This is a genomic window from Nocardioides bruguierae (assembly GCF_023656415.1).
Classification (GTDB): Bacteria; Actinomycetota; Actinomycetes; order Propionibacteriales; family Nocardioidaceae; genus Nocardioides; species Nocardioides bruguierae.
Window position 1 is genome coordinate 1 of record NZ_JAMOIL010000046.1, and the last position, 16,721, is coordinate 16,721.

At 66.1% G+C, this 16,721-nt stretch carries 22 protein-coding genes; 9 read left to right on the top strand and 13 right to left on the bottom strand.

Annotated features, from left to right (window positions below):
- Nucleotides 1–201: 201 nt before the first annotated feature.
- Nucleotides 202–864 (bottom strand): hypothetical protein, encoded by a 663-nt coding sequence (locus tag M8330_RS20750; RefSeq protein ID WP_250828892.1) that lies wholly within the window; start codon nt 862–864, stop codon nt 202–204.
- A gap of 655 nt (nt 865–1,519) precedes the next feature.
- Here M8330_RS20750 and M8330_RS20755 point away from each other — a divergent pair.
- The 3 genes from M8330_RS20755 (at nt 1,520) to M8330_RS20765 (ending at nt 3,429) form a co-directional block, all read left to right on the top strand.
- A complete protein-coding gene (locus M8330_RS20755) occupies nt 1,520–2,323 on the top strand; it encodes a hypothetical protein (RefSeq protein ID WP_250828893.1) in 804 nt (267 codons plus the stop codon).
- Entirely contained in the window at nt 2,323–2,739 is a 417-nt protein-coding gene (locus tag M8330_RS20760) for a hypothetical protein (RefSeq protein ID WP_250828894.1), read from the top strand. The genes M8330_RS20755 and M8330_RS20760 overlap by 1 nt, the downstream gene beginning before the upstream one ends.
- A 144-nt stretch (nt 2,740–2,883) precedes the next feature.
- On the top strand, nt 2,884–3,429 hold the full coding sequence (locus M8330_RS20765; RefSeq protein ID WP_250056311.1) for a transposase: 546 nt from the start codon (nt 2,884–2,886) through the stop codon (nt 3,427–3,429).
- A 41-nt stretch (nt 3,430–3,470) separates the two neighbouring features.
- On the opposite strand, the gene M8330_RS20770 is transcribed toward M8330_RS20765, so the two are convergent.
- The 3 genes from M8330_RS20770 to M8330_RS20780 form a co-directional block, all read right to left on the bottom strand.
- Nucleotides 3,471–3,740, bottom strand: coding sequence for a GmrSD restriction endonuclease domain-containing protein (locus tag M8330_RS20770; RefSeq protein WP_250828895.1), 270 nt, complete (start codon nt 3,738–3,740; stop codon nt 3,471–3,473).
- A gap of 127 nt (nt 3,741–3,867) precedes the next feature.
- On the bottom strand, nt 3,868–4,536 hold the full coding sequence (locus tag M8330_RS20775; RefSeq protein ID WP_250828896.1) for a hypothetical protein: 669 nt from the start codon (nt 4,534–4,536) through the stop codon (nt 3,868–3,870).
- 298 nt (nt 4,537–4,834) lie between these two features.
- Nucleotides 4,835–4,993: a hypothetical protein gene (locus tag M8330_RS20780; protein WP_250056316.1), complete on the bottom strand. Its 159-nt coding sequence runs from the start codon at nt 4,991–4,993 to the stop codon at nt 4,835–4,837.
- 342 nt (nt 4,994–5,335) lie between these two features.
- On the opposite strand from M8330_RS20780, the gene M8330_RS20785 reads away from it, so the two are divergent.
- On the top strand, nt 5,336–6,031 hold the full coding sequence (locus M8330_RS20785) for a ZIP family metal transporter (protein WP_250828897.1): 696 nt from the start codon (nt 5,336–5,338) through the stop codon (nt 6,029–6,031).
- Nucleotides 6,032–6,128: 97 nt separating this feature from the next.
- Here the strand turns inward: M8330_RS20785 and M8330_RS20790 are convergent, their stop codons facing one another.
- The 5 genes from M8330_RS20790 to M8330_RS20810 form a co-directional block, all read right to left on the bottom strand.
- Nucleotides 6,129–6,335 carry a hypothetical protein gene (locus M8330_RS20790; protein ID WP_250828898.1) on the bottom strand — a complete coding sequence of 69 codons (207 nt, stop codon included), beginning with the start codon at nt 6,333–6,335 and terminating at the stop codon, nt 6,129–6,131.
- A 66-nt stretch (nt 6,336–6,401) separates the two neighbouring features.
- Entirely contained in the window at nt 6,402–7,091 is a 690-nt protein-coding gene (locus M8330_RS20795; RefSeq protein WP_250828899.1) for an HAD family hydrolase, read from the bottom strand.
- Nucleotides 7,091–7,786, bottom strand: coding sequence for a class I SAM-dependent methyltransferase (locus M8330_RS20800; RefSeq protein ID WP_250828900.1), 696 nt, complete (start codon nt 7,784–7,786; stop codon nt 7,091–7,093). Before M8330_RS20800 ends, M8330_RS20795 begins: the two co-directional genes overlap by 1 nt.
- Nucleotides 7,783–8,220 (bottom strand): SRPBCC family protein, encoded by a 438-nt coding sequence (locus tag M8330_RS20805; RefSeq protein WP_250828901.1) that lies wholly within the window; start codon nt 8,218–8,220, stop codon nt 7,783–7,785. The genes M8330_RS20800 and M8330_RS20805 overlap by 4 nt, the downstream gene beginning before the upstream one ends.
- Nucleotides 8,221–8,814: 594 nt before the next feature.
- Entirely contained in the window at nt 8,815–9,651 is an 837-nt protein-coding gene (locus M8330_RS20810) for a sigma-70 family RNA polymerase sigma factor (protein ID WP_250828902.1), read from the bottom strand.
- A 157-nt stretch (nt 9,652–9,808) separates the two neighbouring features.
- On the opposite strand from M8330_RS20810, the gene M8330_RS20815 reads away from it, so the two are divergent.
- The 4 genes from M8330_RS20815 to M8330_RS20830 all read left to right on the top strand — a co-directional run bounded on the left by M8330_RS20815 (nt 9,809) and on the right by M8330_RS20830 (nt 12,889).
- Nucleotides 9,809–10,534, top strand: a complete 726-nt coding sequence (locus M8330_RS20815; RefSeq protein WP_250828903.1) for a response regulator transcription factor — start codon at nt 9,809–9,811, stop codon at nt 10,532–10,534.
- Nucleotides 10,535–10,561: 27 nt separating this feature from the next.
- Nucleotides 10,562–10,822 (top strand): hypothetical protein, encoded by a 261-nt coding sequence (locus M8330_RS20820; protein ID WP_250828904.1) that lies wholly within the window; start codon nt 10,562–10,564, stop codon nt 10,820–10,822.
- A gap of 126 nt (nt 10,823–10,948) precedes the next feature.
- Nucleotides 10,949–11,842 (top strand): SDR family oxidoreductase, encoded by an 894-nt coding sequence (locus M8330_RS20825; protein ID WP_250828905.1) that lies wholly within the window; start codon nt 10,949–10,951, stop codon nt 11,840–11,842.
- Nucleotides 11,843–12,649: 807 nt separating this feature from the next.
- Nucleotides 12,650–12,889: a hypothetical protein gene (locus M8330_RS20830; RefSeq protein ID WP_250828906.1), complete on the top strand. Its 240-nt coding sequence runs from the start codon at nt 12,650–12,652 to the stop codon at nt 12,887–12,889.
- Nucleotides 12,890–12,896: 7 nt separating this feature from the next.
- Here the strand turns inward: M8330_RS20830 and M8330_RS20835 are convergent, their stop codons facing one another.
- From M8330_RS20835 to M8330_RS20845, 3 genes are all read right to left on the bottom strand, one after another.
- On the bottom strand, nt 12,897–13,175 hold the full coding sequence (locus M8330_RS20835; protein WP_250828907.1) for a hypothetical protein: 279 nt from the start codon (nt 13,173–13,175) through the stop codon (nt 12,897–12,899).
- A gap of 144 nt (nt 13,176–13,319) precedes the next feature.
- On the bottom strand, nt 13,320–14,408 hold the full coding sequence (locus tag M8330_RS20840; RefSeq protein ID WP_250828908.1) for a hypothetical protein: 1,089 nt from the start codon (nt 14,406–14,408) through the stop codon (nt 13,320–13,322).
- Nucleotide 14,409: 1 nt separating this feature from the next.
- A complete protein-coding gene (locus M8330_RS20845) occupies nt 14,410–15,309 on the bottom strand; it encodes a hypothetical protein (protein WP_250828909.1) in 900 nt (299 codons plus the stop codon).
- A gap of 510 nt (nt 15,310–15,819) precedes the next feature.
- Here M8330_RS20845 and M8330_RS20850 point away from each other — a divergent pair.
- Nucleotides 15,820–16,059: a hypothetical protein gene (locus M8330_RS20850; RefSeq protein WP_250828910.1), complete on the top strand. Its 240-nt coding sequence runs from the start codon at nt 15,820–15,822 to the stop codon at nt 16,057–16,059.
- A 22-nt stretch (nt 16,060–16,081) separates the two neighbouring features.
- On the opposite strand, the gene M8330_RS20855 is transcribed toward M8330_RS20850, so the two are convergent.
- Nucleotides 16,082–16,249 carry a hypothetical protein gene (locus M8330_RS20855; protein ID WP_250828911.1) on the bottom strand — a complete coding sequence of 56 codons (168 nt, stop codon included), beginning with the start codon at nt 16,247–16,249 and terminating at the stop codon, nt 16,082–16,084.
- Nucleotides 16,250–16,721 lie beyond the last annotated feature (472 nt).

The window sequence follows — 16,721 nt, forward strand, 5'->3', positions numbered from 1 at the left end:
ACACGAAGGCCTCCTTGGTGGCGGAGCGGTTCCTAGACAGCTCCACTCCACACCCGGGAGGCCTTCGTCCACCTACACCTCAGACCGTGTCGTCACACGATCTCGACCAACGTGCCTGGGCATCACAACTAGAAGCACGCACTCGACTCGCGGCGCCACGGCCTCAACCGCAACTGATGCATGCCAGAAGTCGGCACGCCCCTACGTCGATAGTGCGGCGGAGGCGCGGGGGTCCAGCCGTACGACGAGGTCGATGTCGGCGGCGATCGCCTCGGGGGCGTCGTGTGCTCGCGCGACGGCTTGCCGAGCGTGGGTCAGAAGGGTCGAGAAGTCGGTCTCCATGGCGCTCTCGAAGGGCAGCGACGGGAAGGTGCCGATGTATGACGAACCGTCGTGGGTGACTCGCAGCTCGACGCCGAGGTTCTTGAGTACCCGCCAGTCGAATTCCGACGCGAGCCCCTTCATCCTGCGAACGTAGTCAACGTGGCGATGTTCGTTGCCTTCGAGCCAGGTCAGGAGATCGGCTGTGCTGGCCAGCCGGTGGGTGGTGTCGGCCTCGTAGTCGAACACCTCGTAGACGCCCGAGGAGTAGTCGTCGGGGTTCTCAGGTGCGGAGAGGTTGAACAACGACGAGCCGAGCGGACCGAAGGACCACAGGAGCCCCTCGCTGGTGAACTCGCAGTGCCAGCCGGGCCGGCCTCCCAGGAGGTCGCCGAGGTTCTCCCACCAGACCTTGCTCTCCCAGCCGTGCAGTTGCTCGGCGAGCGTGACGTAGGTGGGGGTTCCGACGTCGATCGTCACCTCGACGTCCCACGCTGGGCCGTGCGGACGGCTTGGTGGCGTGCTCTCTGCATCTTCGGTCACGGCTCGACGGTACGTCCCCTGAGAGCTCGGGTGCCATCAGCAACGAGGCGGCTCGCGGTGAGCCAGCTCGACCCCGAGGCGGCTGGTTCTGGCGGTAAAGTCCGGCAGCCACGCCCGACAACCGGGCGGGACACCTACGATTCGGAGACGCCATCAAGTCACGAGGAGGCCGGTCATCGAGCACGAGATCACACTGGTCAACGACGGGGACGGCATTGCGCTGCTCGGTGACGCCGCGGCGATCAACCGCTACCTCGAGTCGGAGGATCTGCCCTGCCGCTGCTCCACGACCTCGCCGGGACGGGCAAAGGAATGGCCGAGCTGGTCCCGGACCAACCGGAGCGGGCAGCCGTGCCGGGCCAGCTCGGCGGTGCGGCGTCGAGCCCCACCTCGTGGGCGATGAGAGTTCCGACCGTGCGACGCAGCGTGTGAGCTGTGGTCTTGGAGAGTGTCTCGCCCACTCGTGAGATGGTCCTCAAGGGCCGTGCAGAAGCTGCGTAGGGTGCGCCGCCGTGGTCGGTGAGGGAGATAATGAGTCGCGAGTTGCGTACCCCGCGAGATGGCCCATCCACTCCGTCGCTCAACCTTGACGGCCAGCGTTGAGCAGGCATATAACTCAGGGAGTCTCTAACACCTAGCCGTGCGGGGAACCAGCATGCTCGGGATCGCCAAGTTCCACTGGCTGCCTCGGCGCCTTGTCGTGTCGTTGTTCAGCCTTGTTCTCCTAGGGATTACCACCTATCCGGCCGTTGCTAAACCTTCTCCAGCCCCTGATCACGCGGCTGCGGGCTCGTCGGCGGCGCCGACAGAAGGCCCGGCGTTAACTCTCGACACGGACGCCGCTGTTGAGTCCGACTCGATCACGACAGACGAAAGCGCGTTCAGCCTCGAAGGCGTCACCCTACCAGCCAGTTTCCGGGTATCGGGGACGCGCTCATATGTTCTAGATGCGTCCGGGGCACGCGTCTACTTCCCCGCAGATGTGGCATCGCGTGCTGCCAGTACATGGTGGGACGGGGTGTGCACCGACGGAGAGAGCAGATATGCCACCGTCAAGGACTATCCGCGGGAAAAGGCGCATTCCCGCATGGAGCGAACTTACGCTCGGATGTACTGCGGAAAGAAGGACCGCGACAGCGAGGAGCCGTTGTCGGAGGCGGCTTTCGGAATCCGGCATATACGCGCATATCACAAGTCCCAGTTTGCAAAACTGGCATCTTGGCAAGGGTCCACGTGGGGAAACTGGATGCATTGGGCATTGCGATGGGTGATGTCTGAGCCTTCCTTACGAACCGTTCAGAACGCTAACCGATTCTGCTACGAGAAGCCGTTCAACTTCACCAACGCGAACGGCGAAGCCGTGACTCGTTACGTGGTCGCGCTCCTCGGCAAGACCGGTGTGCGGATCATGACGGCGTTTCCACGTAATAAAAGCTACTGCTTGGGCGTTCAATTCTAGTGGAGGAGCGCCAGGAGTTGCCTTCGCAGGCCATTGTCCAGGCTGATTCCGCCGTTGCCCCGGAAGGCACGCTGTGGGCTCAGTTCCTGGGGGAGTTGGGCAAGTACGGCATGTACCGCACTGCAGTGGGTGGTCTGCAGTTCCAGCAGCGGGGCGAGAGCGGCTCGCGACTCTTCGTCATCTCGCCCACTCGACTAAGGGACGCCTTTGTCAGGGACATCGCCTATCACCGGCTCCGGGGAGACCACGTCGACCCGGTCGAACGGTTGCCACAGTGGTTCCTCGACGGACTCTTCGAGTTCATAGGGGCTATCGAGGAACCGTACGATCATCGTTTCGTCGTCCTTGTTGGTTTACAGTTTCAGCCGGCGGACGAAGAGCAATATGCCCTCCGTGACCAGGGCACTGGTACGTGACACGGACAAGTGTCCACGAGTTAGCCCGGATCGTTCACGGCTCGTCGGCCTGAGCCGGGTGTAGAAGCACCGGAGCACTTCCTGAACAGGGAAGACTTGGACTTGTCGAAGGTCCCAGGTCGTCCAGCAGGAAGCACTCGGTCGGTGAAGCGTACGTCGTGGTCCTCTGCTCTGTCCGTCAACGCTGATGGTGTCGGCGTCATCGCCCACGCCGGCAGCATCGCGATCCGGCTACTGGCCGACAAGATCGGCCTGACCGATGAAGTCTCCAAGGCCATGGCCCGCCGCGGTTTCAGCCCGGTCCACGACCGCGGCCGGGTGATGACCGACGTGGCGGTGATGCTCGCCGATGGCGGCGAGACCATCGCCGACATCGACGTCCTACGCCACCAGGCCACCGCACTGGGACCGGTCGCCTCACCACCGACGGTGTGGCGCACCCTCGATGAGGTCACCTCGGCCCGCCGCAAGAGGATCAACACCGCCAGGGCGCGGGTCCGTCGTCATGTCTGGTCCCAGCTCGCCGCCCGCCCCGAAGGTCTGCCCGCAAGCAGGGTCGCTGGGGTCGACCTGGGCGAGGTGGTCGTCCTCGACGTCGACGCCACGATCGTCATCACCCACTCCGAGAAGGAGCAGGCCGCAGCCACCTTCAAGCGGCTCATCCCAATCGAGGGTGTAGCCGGGGTCTGAAGCCTCCGGCTCTTAGCGCTGGTGAGGGACCTACCGTCGAGTCAGGGTCGGCGCGTCTTGCAGCTCGGCTCGAGCTCGATGACGGCGGCCCGGTCGGCCGCAGTGATGGGCAGGACGTAGAGGTGCGCCACCTGGAGGTAGATCGCGGCGTAGCGGCACCTGTAGGCACCGTTGACGGGAAGCCACTCCCTCGGTCCGTGGTCGCTCTTGCTGGAGTTCGCTGAGCCCGAGACGGTGAGCAGGTTGCGGGGGTCGTTGGCAAAGTCGCGGCGCCGCGTCTCGGGCCACTGGCTAGCGCCGAGCAACCCCATTACTACAGGGCAGCCACCTCCGAGGAAGGGCTCGGACGCGCAAGGGGAGATTTCTGGTAGCCCAACTCCATTAGGGAATGGCGACCGGAGCGCTATCGATCCCTTCGTCCGCGGAAGACAAAAACTTCTATACGCGGTCCGCGGATATTTCCTCCAGCATCTGGCCGTCCTTCACGTCGTACCAACGGACATATGAGTGCCCGTCGTCATCGCCCACCCAGGCGATCAGTCGACCGCGGTCAAGAGCTGCTTGAAAATCGCCGGGCGAAGGGCTGGGAATCACAAGGTGAACGCCTCCTGTCCTCAGATTCAACGAGCGCACGTCGTCATAGGCGGAAGCGGTGAGGAGATTTGATCCGCGAACGCCGACCACGTCATCGTCACCATCGTAGTCCAAGTCACTGCGAACTGCGCGCCACCTGCGCTCTCCTTGCCCAGTGAGCACGCCAATGATCGTTGCGTTCCTCCGCATTGCAACCGTGACCACTTGGCCGCGCCAACAAGCCAGATTAACTACGTGAGAACCCGCAGGGAGATTGAGCCGCTCAGAAACTTGGCCTGATATTTCTGAATTCGCGAGACTATACTCCATCAACTTAGCTCCCATGGCTTTCTTTGGATTCCCCCAGATTCCAACAGCTGCATATACACCTCCGCCACAAACGACGTTTCCTATGACGTCGCCAATGACTTCAGTTTCGTAAATCCTTGCCCCATCGTTAGCAGTCAGTCCCATAACGTATGATCCATTGCCGTCGGTGCCGACATTGAACATAGTCCACTTTGTGCCGTCCATCGCTCCTGACCACCATTCCATATCGTATTCATGGCGACGGGAAGGGTACTGAGCCCGAGCGAAGCCCACTGAAAATTCGCCGGACAAATCTGAGGCAATCACTGAGCCGTTCGCCCAGCGAAACCCTCGCCACCGTGCAGACGAGACCCTCGGGATCTTGTCAGCCCCGCCCGCGGTCGAGGCGCACGACGCCGACCAAGAGCAGACGCCCGTGGAGTCCCTCATCGCGCAGCAGGCCCACTGAGCGAGCCGGTCGGTGGGCCGCCGACCCGAACCGCGACGTCCGCCCGTGACAGATCTACGACGCGTCCTCGTCCGTCGCCGGGCCCTCCTCGGTCGCCCCGCCCTCGTCGGCCCAGTCGCTGCCGTTCTCGTCGTCCAGCGAGGGGTCCGACGTCGTGTCGGGCTCGACCTCGGGAGTCTCGTTGCTGTCCAGGTGCTCTCCGTCTCGGCTCATGCAGGGACGCTAGCCCGGTCGTCGCCGCGTCATGTCACCCCTCGGAGCGAGGCCGGCGGATCGGCGCGCGTCACGACCGAGAAGTAGAGCCGCCGCTCCCCGCGCACGCGGCTGCGTGAGTGGTGCACCGGGGAGCGGCCGCCATGAAACGCATGTTTCCACCCGGTCAGCGCTGCGCGGGCCCCCTCCTCGGGCTCGCCCGAACAGATGGCTCCAAAGGAGTGAATCGCGCACATCACAGGTGCCTGACAAGCAAGAACTCAGCCTGACCGCCCGGGACATGGCCCGGGTGAGGCAGGTCGATGCGGGCACCCTCCAACGTCCTGTCGCGGAGGTGCACACATGCTGCTGACTGTCCTTGTCATCGCCGTCGTCTCGGCCGCGCTGATCGCCGGGGCCGGCTGGGGCGCGTCGGGGAAGATCTCGCCGCGGGTCGAAGGGTTCGTGATCGCCCTGGCCGGCGGCGCCCTGATCGTCTCCAGTGTCCTGGAGCTGGTGGAACCGGCCACCGGCACCGCACCGCTGTGGGCAGTCGTCGGCTGCGTGCTCGCAGGCGCGGGGGTGTTCGTCGCAATGGACCGGCTGGTCGCCCGGAGGCTGGGCAGCAACAGCGGCGGTGGACTGCTGGCAGCGATCACCCTCGACGGCGTGCCGGAGAACCTGGCGCTGGGTGTCGCGCTCATCGGTGCAGGACCCCTGCAGGTCGCCTCCCTGTCGGGCTCGATCTTCCTCTCCAACCTGCCCGAGGCCGCTGGGGGTGCTCGGGAGATGACTCAGCAGCGCTCACGGTGGCAGGTGATGGCGCTGTGGGCCGGCGCCGCCGTCCTGCTCTCCCTCAGCGCGCTGGCCGGCAACCTGCTGCTGGCCGGCGTGCCCGGCACCGCCCTAGGGCTGGTCCGCTGCGTCGCCGGCGGTGCGGTGGTGGCGTCCCTGGCCACCGAGGTGTTCCCCCAGGCCTTCAAGGAGGAGTCCTACATGGCCGGCTTCGCCACCGCGCTGGGCATGGTGCTGGCCATCGGCCTGGACCAGCTCGGCTGACCCACGCCGGCAGAAAGCGGGAAGCGGTTAGCCGACCGCGACAGACCAGGAAGAACCGCGCCCGCTAGGACGCCAGCCACCGCGAGTGGACGTGGGCTCAGCGGTCGCCCTCGGGAGCGTTCGGGGCGTCGGAGGCCAAGAGGCGACGACGTCGCTGGGTCAGCAGGTCCAGCGCGGCTGGTCGTGCCATGTAGCCACGCTCGTGCGCCTCCAACGCGTTCACGTCACGGAGGTCGAGCGTCTCCAGACGCCGTTCGATCTGTGCGAGCAGCAGCCTGTCGTAGTCGGCGATGGGCAAAGTCATCTCGTCTCCTCTCTTCGCGGCCGTCCGAGGGCCGCCTGACGTCGGTGCCACAGGTGCCGGCTGGATCTAGCCGGGCACGACCGCGCGCCGCTCGACGACCTCGTCCAGGTGCTCGAGCAGCTCGGCCGGGTCGTCGAAGACGTGGGAGGCCCCGACACGGCGCAGCGCCTCGCCCGAGAAGCCCCCGGTGCGCAGCCCCACGAACGCCACCCCGGCCTCGCGCGCCGCCCGGCCGTCCCAAGGGGCGTCGCCCAGCATCATCAACGCGCGCCCCTCGGCCTGGTCCAGGGCCTGCTGGACCGGTGCGGGGTGCGGCTTGGACGCGGAGACGTCGTCCGCCGTGGTCACCGCGGAGACCAGCGTCGAGATTCCTGCGGCGTCCAGGAGCCTGTCGGTGGTCTGGGCGTTGGCCGAGCTCGCCACGACCAGCTCGCAGTCGCGATCGGCCAGGGCCTGCACGAGGGGCCGGCAGCCCGCCGTGGGACGGACGTCGCCGAGGACGGAGTCGAACAGGTCGTCGTGCCGTCGACGCACCTCGTCGCCTACGCTCGCCTCGGCGGCCTCACCGGCCAGGTGGGAGACGATGCGGTCCCCGCCCATGCCGATGGCGGCGTGGATGCGGTGCGAGGCGACCGTGAGGCCGACCTCGTGGAACGCCCGCACCCATGCGTGGACGTGCAGGTAGACGGAGTCGACCAGCGTGCCGTCGACGTCGAGGATGACGGTGCGGTGGCTCTCGTGGTGGGGGTCGGCCATCAGTGCTCCTCCAAAGTGTCGTCGGTGGCCGGCGGGTGGGACGGTGCTCGGGACGGGGCGTGGGTGCCCTGCCGAACGGTGCCCGGCGGCCGCGAGTCGTGCGTGCTGACCACGACGTGGTCGTCGAGCCCGGCCTCGACGTCGCTGCTGCGGCGGAAGAGCACGGCGCCGTTGCTCTCCAGGTCGCGACGCTCGGTCTCGGTCAGGCCGTGCTCGTGAGCTCTCGCCAGCAGCCCGGCGTCCTCGGAGGGGTGGCCGGTCAGGGGAAGGAGGAGAGCCCCGCCCTCACCCAGGAACCGGGCCGCGACGCGCAGGGCGGCGATCTGGGCCACGGGGCCGCCGACCGGTCCGAGGACGAGGGCGTACCCGCGATCGTCCGTCGCCGCCGGGACGCCGACGACCGTGACCTGCTCGGCCAGCCCGTTGCGTCGCGCGTTGGCGAGGGCCACGTCCTCCCCGCCCTCCGAGTCCGCCAGGCAGACCAGGGGCCGGCGGGTGCCGGCCACCGCGAGCAGCCCCACGTGGCAGGCGCCGTCGCCGAGGTCGAGGACCGGGCCCTGCGGCAGGAGCGGCAAGAGGCTGGCTGCCCACCGGGCGACGTCGGTGGTCCACTGCTCCGGCTCGTCGTGGGGTCGGTCCCACGTGATCTCCAGGCGCCCGAAGTAGGCCAGGCGGGTGCCGGCCGTGGCGGTCACAGTGCGTCCAGGTGGTCCTGGAGGCTGGCGGCCACGCGGTCCGCCAGGAGCTTCAGGCCCGCCGGCAGCACGGGCTCCAGCAGGCTCGCCGCGCCTTCGGTGTCGAAGACGGCGTGGTAGGTGACCTCGGTCCCCCCGCCGTCGGCCTCGCGCAGGGTGATGGTGTCCTGCAGGGCCAGGTGCGGACCGGCGTCGCCCTGGAGCTGGAGACGGTGCGGCCGGTCGAAGGCCGAGACCACGTACTCGACCTCCGTACGCGAGCCCAGCAGCTCGGAGACGTTGTGGTAGGTCGTGCCGACGCCCCCGTCGCCCGAGACACGCGTGGTCGAGACCGAGGGCGGGTCCCACTGCTCGCTGGTGGTGAAGTCCGAGAGGTAGTCCCACACCTGCTGGATCGGGGTCTGCGTGGTCACGGTGCGCTCCACGGTGGTCATGTCGTCCTCCTCGAGGGCTCGACGAGCGCCCGACGTCCTCGGGCCTCACCTCCGGGATAGCCCATGACCCCGGCTCCCAGATTCGTTCATCGGGGTGAAAGCCGGCCCCGCAGGCGTGCAGCCGGGCAGCCGCAGGGGTCTCCTCGCGGGCCGCGCTCACCACGGCCGACCTAGGCTCGTCGAATGCGTCCCTCCACCAACGCCATGACCGTCAGCTGCAGCGCAGCGGGCTGCGGGTGGAGCGCGAGCGGGCTGCGAACGTTCAGCAGCCGGACGCGGGTGATGGACCGGCACCTGCGGCGCGTCCCCCACCCCGGACAGCCGACCGTCGAGTTCCGGCTGACGTTCCCCGGCGGCACCCAGACACGCGCCTGGCGACGCACGCACCGCTGAGGGACGACATGAGCCGGTTTCACCCGAAGTGACTGATCCGGCGTCAGGAAATACATGCTTTCCTGGTGCCGGCTCGGGTCCCCCCATCGCTCGGGCCGGCGGCCCCGGTTCGGTACTTGTCCCCCTGGAGCACCACGTAACTGGGGCCGCCACCCCGCCCGCTTCGCGGTGAGGCCGAGGGCCTGGCAGGGCAGGTGTGGTTCAGGCGGCGGGCGAGAGTCGCTGGCGCATCTGCACCAGGAGCTTCTGCAGCAGCCGGGAGACCTGCACCTGGGACATGCCCAGCTGCTCGGCGATCTCCCGCTGGGAGGCTTCCTCGACGAACCGCAGGCGCAGGACGTCCCGCTCACGCGGGGCGAGCGTCGCCCACACGGGAGCCAGCAGCAACCGGGCCTCGGACTGCTCACGGTCGCGGTCGCGGGCCGGTGCGACATCGAAGGTCTCCCCGCCCTCCTGGCCGGTCATCGGCGCATCCAGCGACAGCAGCGAGAAGCACTGCCGGGCGGCCAGGGCCTCGCGGACGACGTCGACCGACTCCTCGACCTCGCCGGCCAGCCCGGCGATACCGGCCTCGTCCAGCTTCTCGAAGGAGGCCTGGGCCCGCAGGATGCGGGAGTGTGCGCGCTGCACGTCTCGCGGCGGGCGGATGGTCCAGCCGTGGTCGCGGAAGTGACGGCGGATCTCCCCGGTGATCGAGGGCACGGCGTAGGCCAACAGGTCCCGACCCTGCTCGGGCTCGAATCCGCGCACCGCGCGGATCAACGCCACGTAGGCGACCTGCGTGAGGTCCTCCAGCGGGATGCCCTTGCGCGCGTAGCGACGAGCGACGGCCTCGGCGACCCGCATGTTCAGCTCCACCACGCGCGCCAGCAGCTCCTGCCGCTCGAACGCCGCGTCGGTCTGCGCCGCCTGCTCCAGGAGGCGCTGGGTCAACGACGACCGGTCGGCGTCGCTCAGACGACGGCCACGTGAGGCATCAAGGTCGATCACCTCGGCACCAGCCGTGGTCTCGGGGGCGAGGGTGGCGGTGAGGGTCATGACGGATCTCCTGCTCGACGTGCGGGGCAGCGCCGACAGGCACCGCGGTCACGACACCTATGAACCATTCACAAACTCTCTACACCTCTCTCACCCCTTCGGGCAACGCACTCATCCCCGCCGCGCGACTCCGCTCTGCTTTGGCAGGATGCGACATGTGACCAACTCTCCCCTCCGCGTCTCCGTCGTCAACGACTTCGCCCTGGTCGTCGCCGGGGTCGCGGGGCTCCTGCGGCCCTACGCCGACCGCATCACGATCGTGGAGGAGGTGAGCCGGGAGCAGCCACGAGCGGCGGCCGACATCGTCCTCTACGACACCTTCGGCCAGCGCCAGGGCCGAGACATGAACCGGGCCGCAGCGGCACCGGACCCGGCCTCGCGCCTGGTCGTCTACAGCTGGAACACCTCGGCCGACCTGGTCGAGCAGGCGCTGTCCGCCGGGGCAGCGGGATACCTGAGCAAGGACCTGGACGGCAAGGCTCTCGCCGGCGCCCTCGAACGCATCCACGCCGGCGAGATGGTGGTGATGTCCACGCCCGACGTAGCCGCCGAAGACGTCGAAGGGTCCGGCGAGACAGCCAGCGAGATGGCCGGCGACGTGCCCGGTGGAGGGCCAGGCGGGTTGCCGGGTCGCTGGCCGGGGCGGGAGGTGGGGCTCAGCCCCCGCGAGGCAGAAGTCCTCGCCCTGCTCTGCCAGGGCCTGTCCAACGAGGAGATCAGCCGCCGCGCGTTCATCGGCGTCAACACCGTGAAGACCTACCTGCGTACGATGTTCCGCAAGATCGACGTCTCCAGCCGCACGCAGGCAGTGCTGTGGGGCATCGACCACGGCTTCCGCCCCGACCACCTGCGTCGCACGGACGAGCCGACGGCACAGGCCTGAGCGGACTCCGGCCAGACTCCGAGCACTGTGACCCTCTACCTCGCCTGGGCCGACGAGCCCTTCGACCCATACCTGGACTCCGAGAGCCTCGGCCCCTGGCGCGAGCTGCGCCGGATCGACGACCACCTCCTGCTCGTCGTGAGCAGCGAGACCCTCTCACGCGTCTACCACCACCTGAAGTGGACCTTCGAGACCGCACCGGCCCTCCTCGTCACCCCGGTGACCGACACCCCCAAGAGCCGCGGCCTCCCACCCGGGACCACGACCTGGCTGCGGCACCACACCTGAGGCACCGCACCTGAGGCACCGCACCTGGCTCGCGACCCGCCCCACGACGACCAAGGTGCCCCGCGTCACGTGGCACCCCACCTGACGGGTGGTCATCGACTCGTCTGTCCGGGGAACAGGTGGGCCATGACCGACCAGTACACGTTCCGCAACCCCGTCGATGCCTACAAGACCACCGGCTACCCCGAGCAGTACCAGGACGGGCCCGGCCTGGCGGCCGAGCTCGACCCGCCCGCCGACCACGGCGAGGACACCTACCGCGGCACCGAGCGCCTCTCCGGTCGGCGAGCGCTGGTCACCGGCGCCGACTCCGGCATCGGCCGCGCCGCCGCCATCGCGTTCGCTCGCGAGGGCGCTGACGTGGCGCTCTCCTACTTGCCCGCAGAGCAGAAGGACGCCGAGGACGTCGCCGCGCTCGTCGAGAAGGCCGGCCGCCAGGCCGTCCTCCTGCCCGGCGACATCAGCGTCGAGGACGAGGCACGCCACACCGTCCGCCAGGCCGTCCAGGCACTCGGCGGCCTCGACCTGCTGGCCAACGTCGCCGGCAAGCAGCAACAACAGCCCGCACTGGAGGACCTCACCACCGAGCAGTTCGACGAGACCTTCAAGACCAACGTCTACGCCCTGTTCTGGATCATCCAGGAGGCCTTGCCCTACCTGCCCGCTGGCGCCTCCATCATCAACACCAGCTCCATCCAGGCCTACTCCCCCGCGCCGCACCTGGTCGACTACGCCACCACCAAAATGGCCATCAACACCATGAGCAAGGCCCTCGCCCAGCAGCTCGCCCCGCGAGGCATCCGCGTCAACGTCGTCGCCCCCGGCCCCTTCTGGACCCCACTGCAGACCGCCGGCGGACAGCCCACCGAGGCACTGCCCGAGTTCGGCCAGGAGACCCCCATCGGCCGCGCCGGTCAGCCCGCCGAGATCGCCCCCGCCTACGTCTACCTCGCCTCAGCCGAGTCCGGCTACACCACCGGCGACACCCTCAACGTCAACGGCGGCATGCCCACACCCTGAGCCTGAAACAGCCGGCCCCCGCGTCCGGGGCCGGCACGTCGACTCGGCGCGTCACCCCAGCGGCATCCGGCGCCACGCGCGAGACCTCGTCCCGCCCGGGTACGTCACCGCGAAGGCCACGGGCGAGGTCCCGACGTGCACCACGGAGGCCAGATGCTCGTCCATCGCGAGACCCGTCTCCCCGTACGACCGAAGCTCAGCAGACGTCCACACACAACCCGTCGCCATACACGCGACCTTCATGAACCCACTCGCACGCGTCATCATCCGTCCCCGTCCCCGTCCTCGCTCGAGCGACCCGGCAACACGGCAGTGAGTCAGCAGGCGATCGGCCCTCCCTGGGCCGTCGGCTCGACGCTACCCGCCCATGCCACAGGCGACCTACAGATCACCCCGCCGGAGCAGTGCTCTTGGTCGCGCAAGAACGCACCCGAGCCAGACGATGCCGCGACCAGTTCCGGTATCGGCGGCGAGCACGAACATTCGCAGTCCCGTCGCCGAGACGTGGATACTCAGGCTGGAGGGACGGTGGACGCCGACGTACCGGAGACGGAGCCGTCACCGCGAACCTTGCCGGACGGGCTCTTCGGGACGCTTGAGCGGCGGCGAGCCTTCCAGCCTGCTGCGTCACCGATTCGGGTTCGGCAATCGGAATGTCCGCTCATGCCAATGAGCGGACGTGTGCGTATGAAAGGGTGCGGTCCACCATGTTGGAGAAGCCTGAGGTCCGCCGTCTCATCACTAGCACCTGGAAAGCAGCGGGACTTGCGGTCCGTGCAGCAGACCCACCGCTCACCGGGAGAGCGCATGCCGATCTGGAAGGCCAGCATGGACTACGACCGCTCGGACAGGAGTCGGCCGCGCGCCGTTCGCTGGACCGTCGAATTGGTGATCCTGGCGCTCATCGTCGTCGGGTCCTACGTCATTCTGACCAGCTGGTTCCGCGCTGACGGCGCCGAGCCGACCGCACCGCCCGCGGCCGCCGCGCCAATGGCCGACCCGGGAACGGACGCCGTCAGAGCCGCCAGGGCATCACCGCCGAGTTGATTAGCGTCTACACACGCACCAACTCCGGCCATGCGTCAGTCGAAGAACTTCGTCGCGCAATGACGAAGGGCCAACGAATGGGATCGTAGCCGCCGACGAACGACACACCTTCATAGTCGATGGCGCATCCCCTGACAGATTGTCCTTGGACCTGAACGGTCGCCGATCCGAACTCGATCAGCGCCAAGTCGTCGAAGATCCTGGCGATGTCGACAAGACCCGATCCCAGCCGTCTGTTGAAGTCCTCGCTGGCGTAGCAGCGCTGAATCCAACCCAGTGGGCTCACCCTCGTCGCATGGGCCCCAAGTTGAACTGATAATGTCGGGCAGGTAGGCCGCATTGCGCGAGCAACCCCATTACTACAGGGTAGCCACCTTTTCCGAGGAAGGGCTCGGACGCGCAAGGGGAGATTTCTGGTGGCCCAACTCCATTAGGGAATGGCGACCGGAGCGCTATCGATCCCTTCGTCCGCGGAAGACAAAAACTCCGATACGCGGTCCGCGGATATTTCCTCCAGCATCTGGCCGTCCTTCACGTCGTACCAACGGACATATGAGTGCCCGTCGTCATCGCCCACCCAGGCGATCAGTCGACCGCGGTCAAGAGCTGCTTGAAAATCGCCGGGCGAAGGACTGGGAATCACAAGGTGAACGCCTCCTGTCCTCAGATTCAACGAGCGCACGCCGTCATAGGCGGAAGCGGTGAGGAGATTTGATCCGCGAACGCCGACCACGTCATCGTCACCATCGTAGTCCAAGTCACTGCGAACTGCGCGCCACCTGCGCTCTCCTTGCCCAGTGAGCACGCCAATGATCGTTGCGTTCCTCCGCATTGCAACCGTGACCACTTGGCCGCGCCAACAAGCCAGATTAACTACGTGAGAACCAGCAGGGAGATTGAGCCGCTCAGAAACTTGGCCTGATATTTCTGAATTCGCGAGACTATACTCCATCAACTTAGTTCCCGTGGCTTTCTTTGGATTCCCCCAGATTCCAACAGCTGCATATACACCTCCGCCACAAACGACGTTCCCTATGACGTCGCCAGTGACTTCAGTTTCGTAAATCCTTGCCCCATCGTTAGCAGTCAGTCCCATAACGTATGATCCATTGCCGTCGGTGCCGACATTGAACATAGTCCACTTTGTGCCGTCCATCACTCCTGACCACCATTCCATATCGTATTCATGGCGACGGGAAAGGTACTGAGCCCGAGCGAAGCCCACTGAAAATTCGCCGGACAAATCTGACGCAATCACTGAGCCGTTCGCCCAGCGAACGGAGCCAAGATACATGCCGCTGGTCTCGATGGACGAAAGGGAACCATTTTGTTGAAGGAGGAGGATGTGTCCGTGCAGACTGGGATCAATCCCGTAAATGGAATTTGCGTACAACGCAACGCTGGCATCGGCGATCGACTCGGTTGAACCAGCCAGACCGTCCTCTCGCGAGCTGCATCCACTCCCCAGGAGGACAATGGCGATCGAAATGGCTGCAATAGCCGAGAAATAGGTCCGCACATCAAACAATCTGATAGGGATGCGCCTTGTCGTCATTAACGATATTGGCGGGCCAGACATAATCCCCTCCATTGCTGTCCAACCAGATGCTCTGCTTACCGTAGGCGGCCCAGATCAACTGCGAACAGTTAAAGGGGGCAACAAAGAACTTGTTCTCTGTTTCATACCAAGGGCGGTAATCGGATCCGTCTTTTCCGTTCGCCCAATCCGCGGCGGCCTCTTGGCGTTCGAATGACTTTGCCGAACCGGAGCCGATGTAGTAATAGTAAGTTTCACCCTCTGGAACCTTGCGATCAGAGGTCTTGATCTTCCTTACGCCCAGCTTCTTGTTTGCAGCTTCGATCACCGTGCCTTTCCATCGAAACATGCCGACATGTCCGTGGTTGATCCCGGCGCTGTAACTAGGGTAGTAGAAGATATCCCCGCGATAGGCACCATCCTCCATGGTTACGTAAGTCGTGTCGCTTTCGCCACTATCTCCTCGTGAAGCGGCGAGAGCTCCATCTTCGGCCTCGAAGGTGGTCGAATCAGGATTGACTGGATCTTCTTCAGTCGTCGACGTTGTCGTCGTTCCGCGCGCTGTCTGCGTCACTCGCTCATGTTGCCGAATAATTCTGCTACTTGCCCGAAAAGCGATGAGCTCCTCGTCGCTCATTCCCGGAGACGGACGGCTTTCGAGCTGCAAGCTGCCTGTCGGAAGGTCGGCGATCTCGTCAGCAGCATCGCTAGTCTGCTTGATCATGCGAAGGGCGATCTCTTCAGCCGAAATTCCGGTGAGTAGAGACTGACGCGACAGCCAGGATTGTGCTTCATCGGCGTTGGTAAATTGACTTGCCCAGGCGTCGGGAGCGGTCTCGGTCGCGCCGCCCGGCTGCGCCCCAAACCCAATCGACGCTGCCACCGCGGTCGCCGTAGCGATGCACATTCGAATGCGACTCACAATTTTCCCTATCGAGATCTCGCAGAGTTGTTGGCTGGAGCAAAGCAGGAGCACTGATGTCGCGAGTCCGAAACTGGAAAACCCATTTTGTGATGCTGGACACTTCGGGCCGCTGCGGTTGCCCCTTCTCGGCGTCGGGGGTTCGGGGTCAAGCGGGAAGCGGACATCAAAGCCGCCAAAGCTTGACGACTAAGTGCCCGCACATGCCTCAACGCGGATGGTCGTTTCGAGCACTCGGAACCGCGACTTCGCCGTAGGTCGTTGCGGTGACGCCGGCAGCTCCGTCGACCTCGAGGCCGCCGTGATCGCCGTGATCGATTGAAGTTCGGGACGGTACGTGTCCACATCCCGGCCCACGCATCATTGCCGATGTGCGCAAGTGCGACTTCACGAGAGGGAACTCGACCATGACACGACCGTGGGGGCGCGCCGGAAACCGGTGTCTTCATCACCCTCTGCATGCTGGTGACCGTGGGGTCAGCGTTTCTCCTGCGGCGCAGCCGCGTCGCCGTCGTCGCCCTGATCGGCGGGCTCGTGTGGACGCTGTCTGCAGCTATCCTGGCGCTCTACTGGATGGTCGGCACGTGGAGTGGACGCCTCACAACGATGTTCTTCGACCACGGCGTCCTGGTCGGCCGCGTGGGTCTCGTCGCTCTGCTCGTGACGATGCGGAGCGCGCTCGTGATGGCGCTGAGGTCGCCCCGCCGCTGAGCGGCGCGCCGAAGGGACGCAGTCAGACGACTCGGGTCCGCCTGAGGACGTCGAGGATCATCCAGGCCACGCCCAGCACCATCAGCGCCAGACCCAGCATCCGCACCCCGAGCTCAGGCCCAGACACCAGCAGGACGGCGCCGACTCCTGTGTAGCTCCACACGAGCAGCAGTCCGAGAAGTCGTAGCACCCCCGACGTATATCACGCGGCACGTTCGTGCGAGGCCGGACGCCTGCACTCACCGTCCGAGACGCCGACGACATCCAGGGTCAGACCGGTCCATCCGCCGGCTCGCCACCGAAGAGAGCCCACGCAACGAAGCCGAGGAAGATGGCCGTCGACGCGATGGCGACGCGACGAGCCCAGACGAGCCCAGAGGGGAGACGGGCCATGGTTGTGCCACCCGCCTCCACCTCATCCGCCGCTAGGTCCTTGGCACTGAGCCATGACGGTCCGACCGCGGCCTAGTCATCCTGGCTTTGACGATGAATGGCGTGAAGACTGAATCGGGTCTGCTGCACGAACGGGTGACAGTCTGACCTGCCCTACGGGTTGGTTTCCAGATCGGGTGATGAGTCTCGGGCCTGACTGAAAGGCTCTGAGAGTGCCCCGTCCCTATCCGCCCGAGTTTCGTGCCCGCGCCGTCGCGCTGGTCCGATCG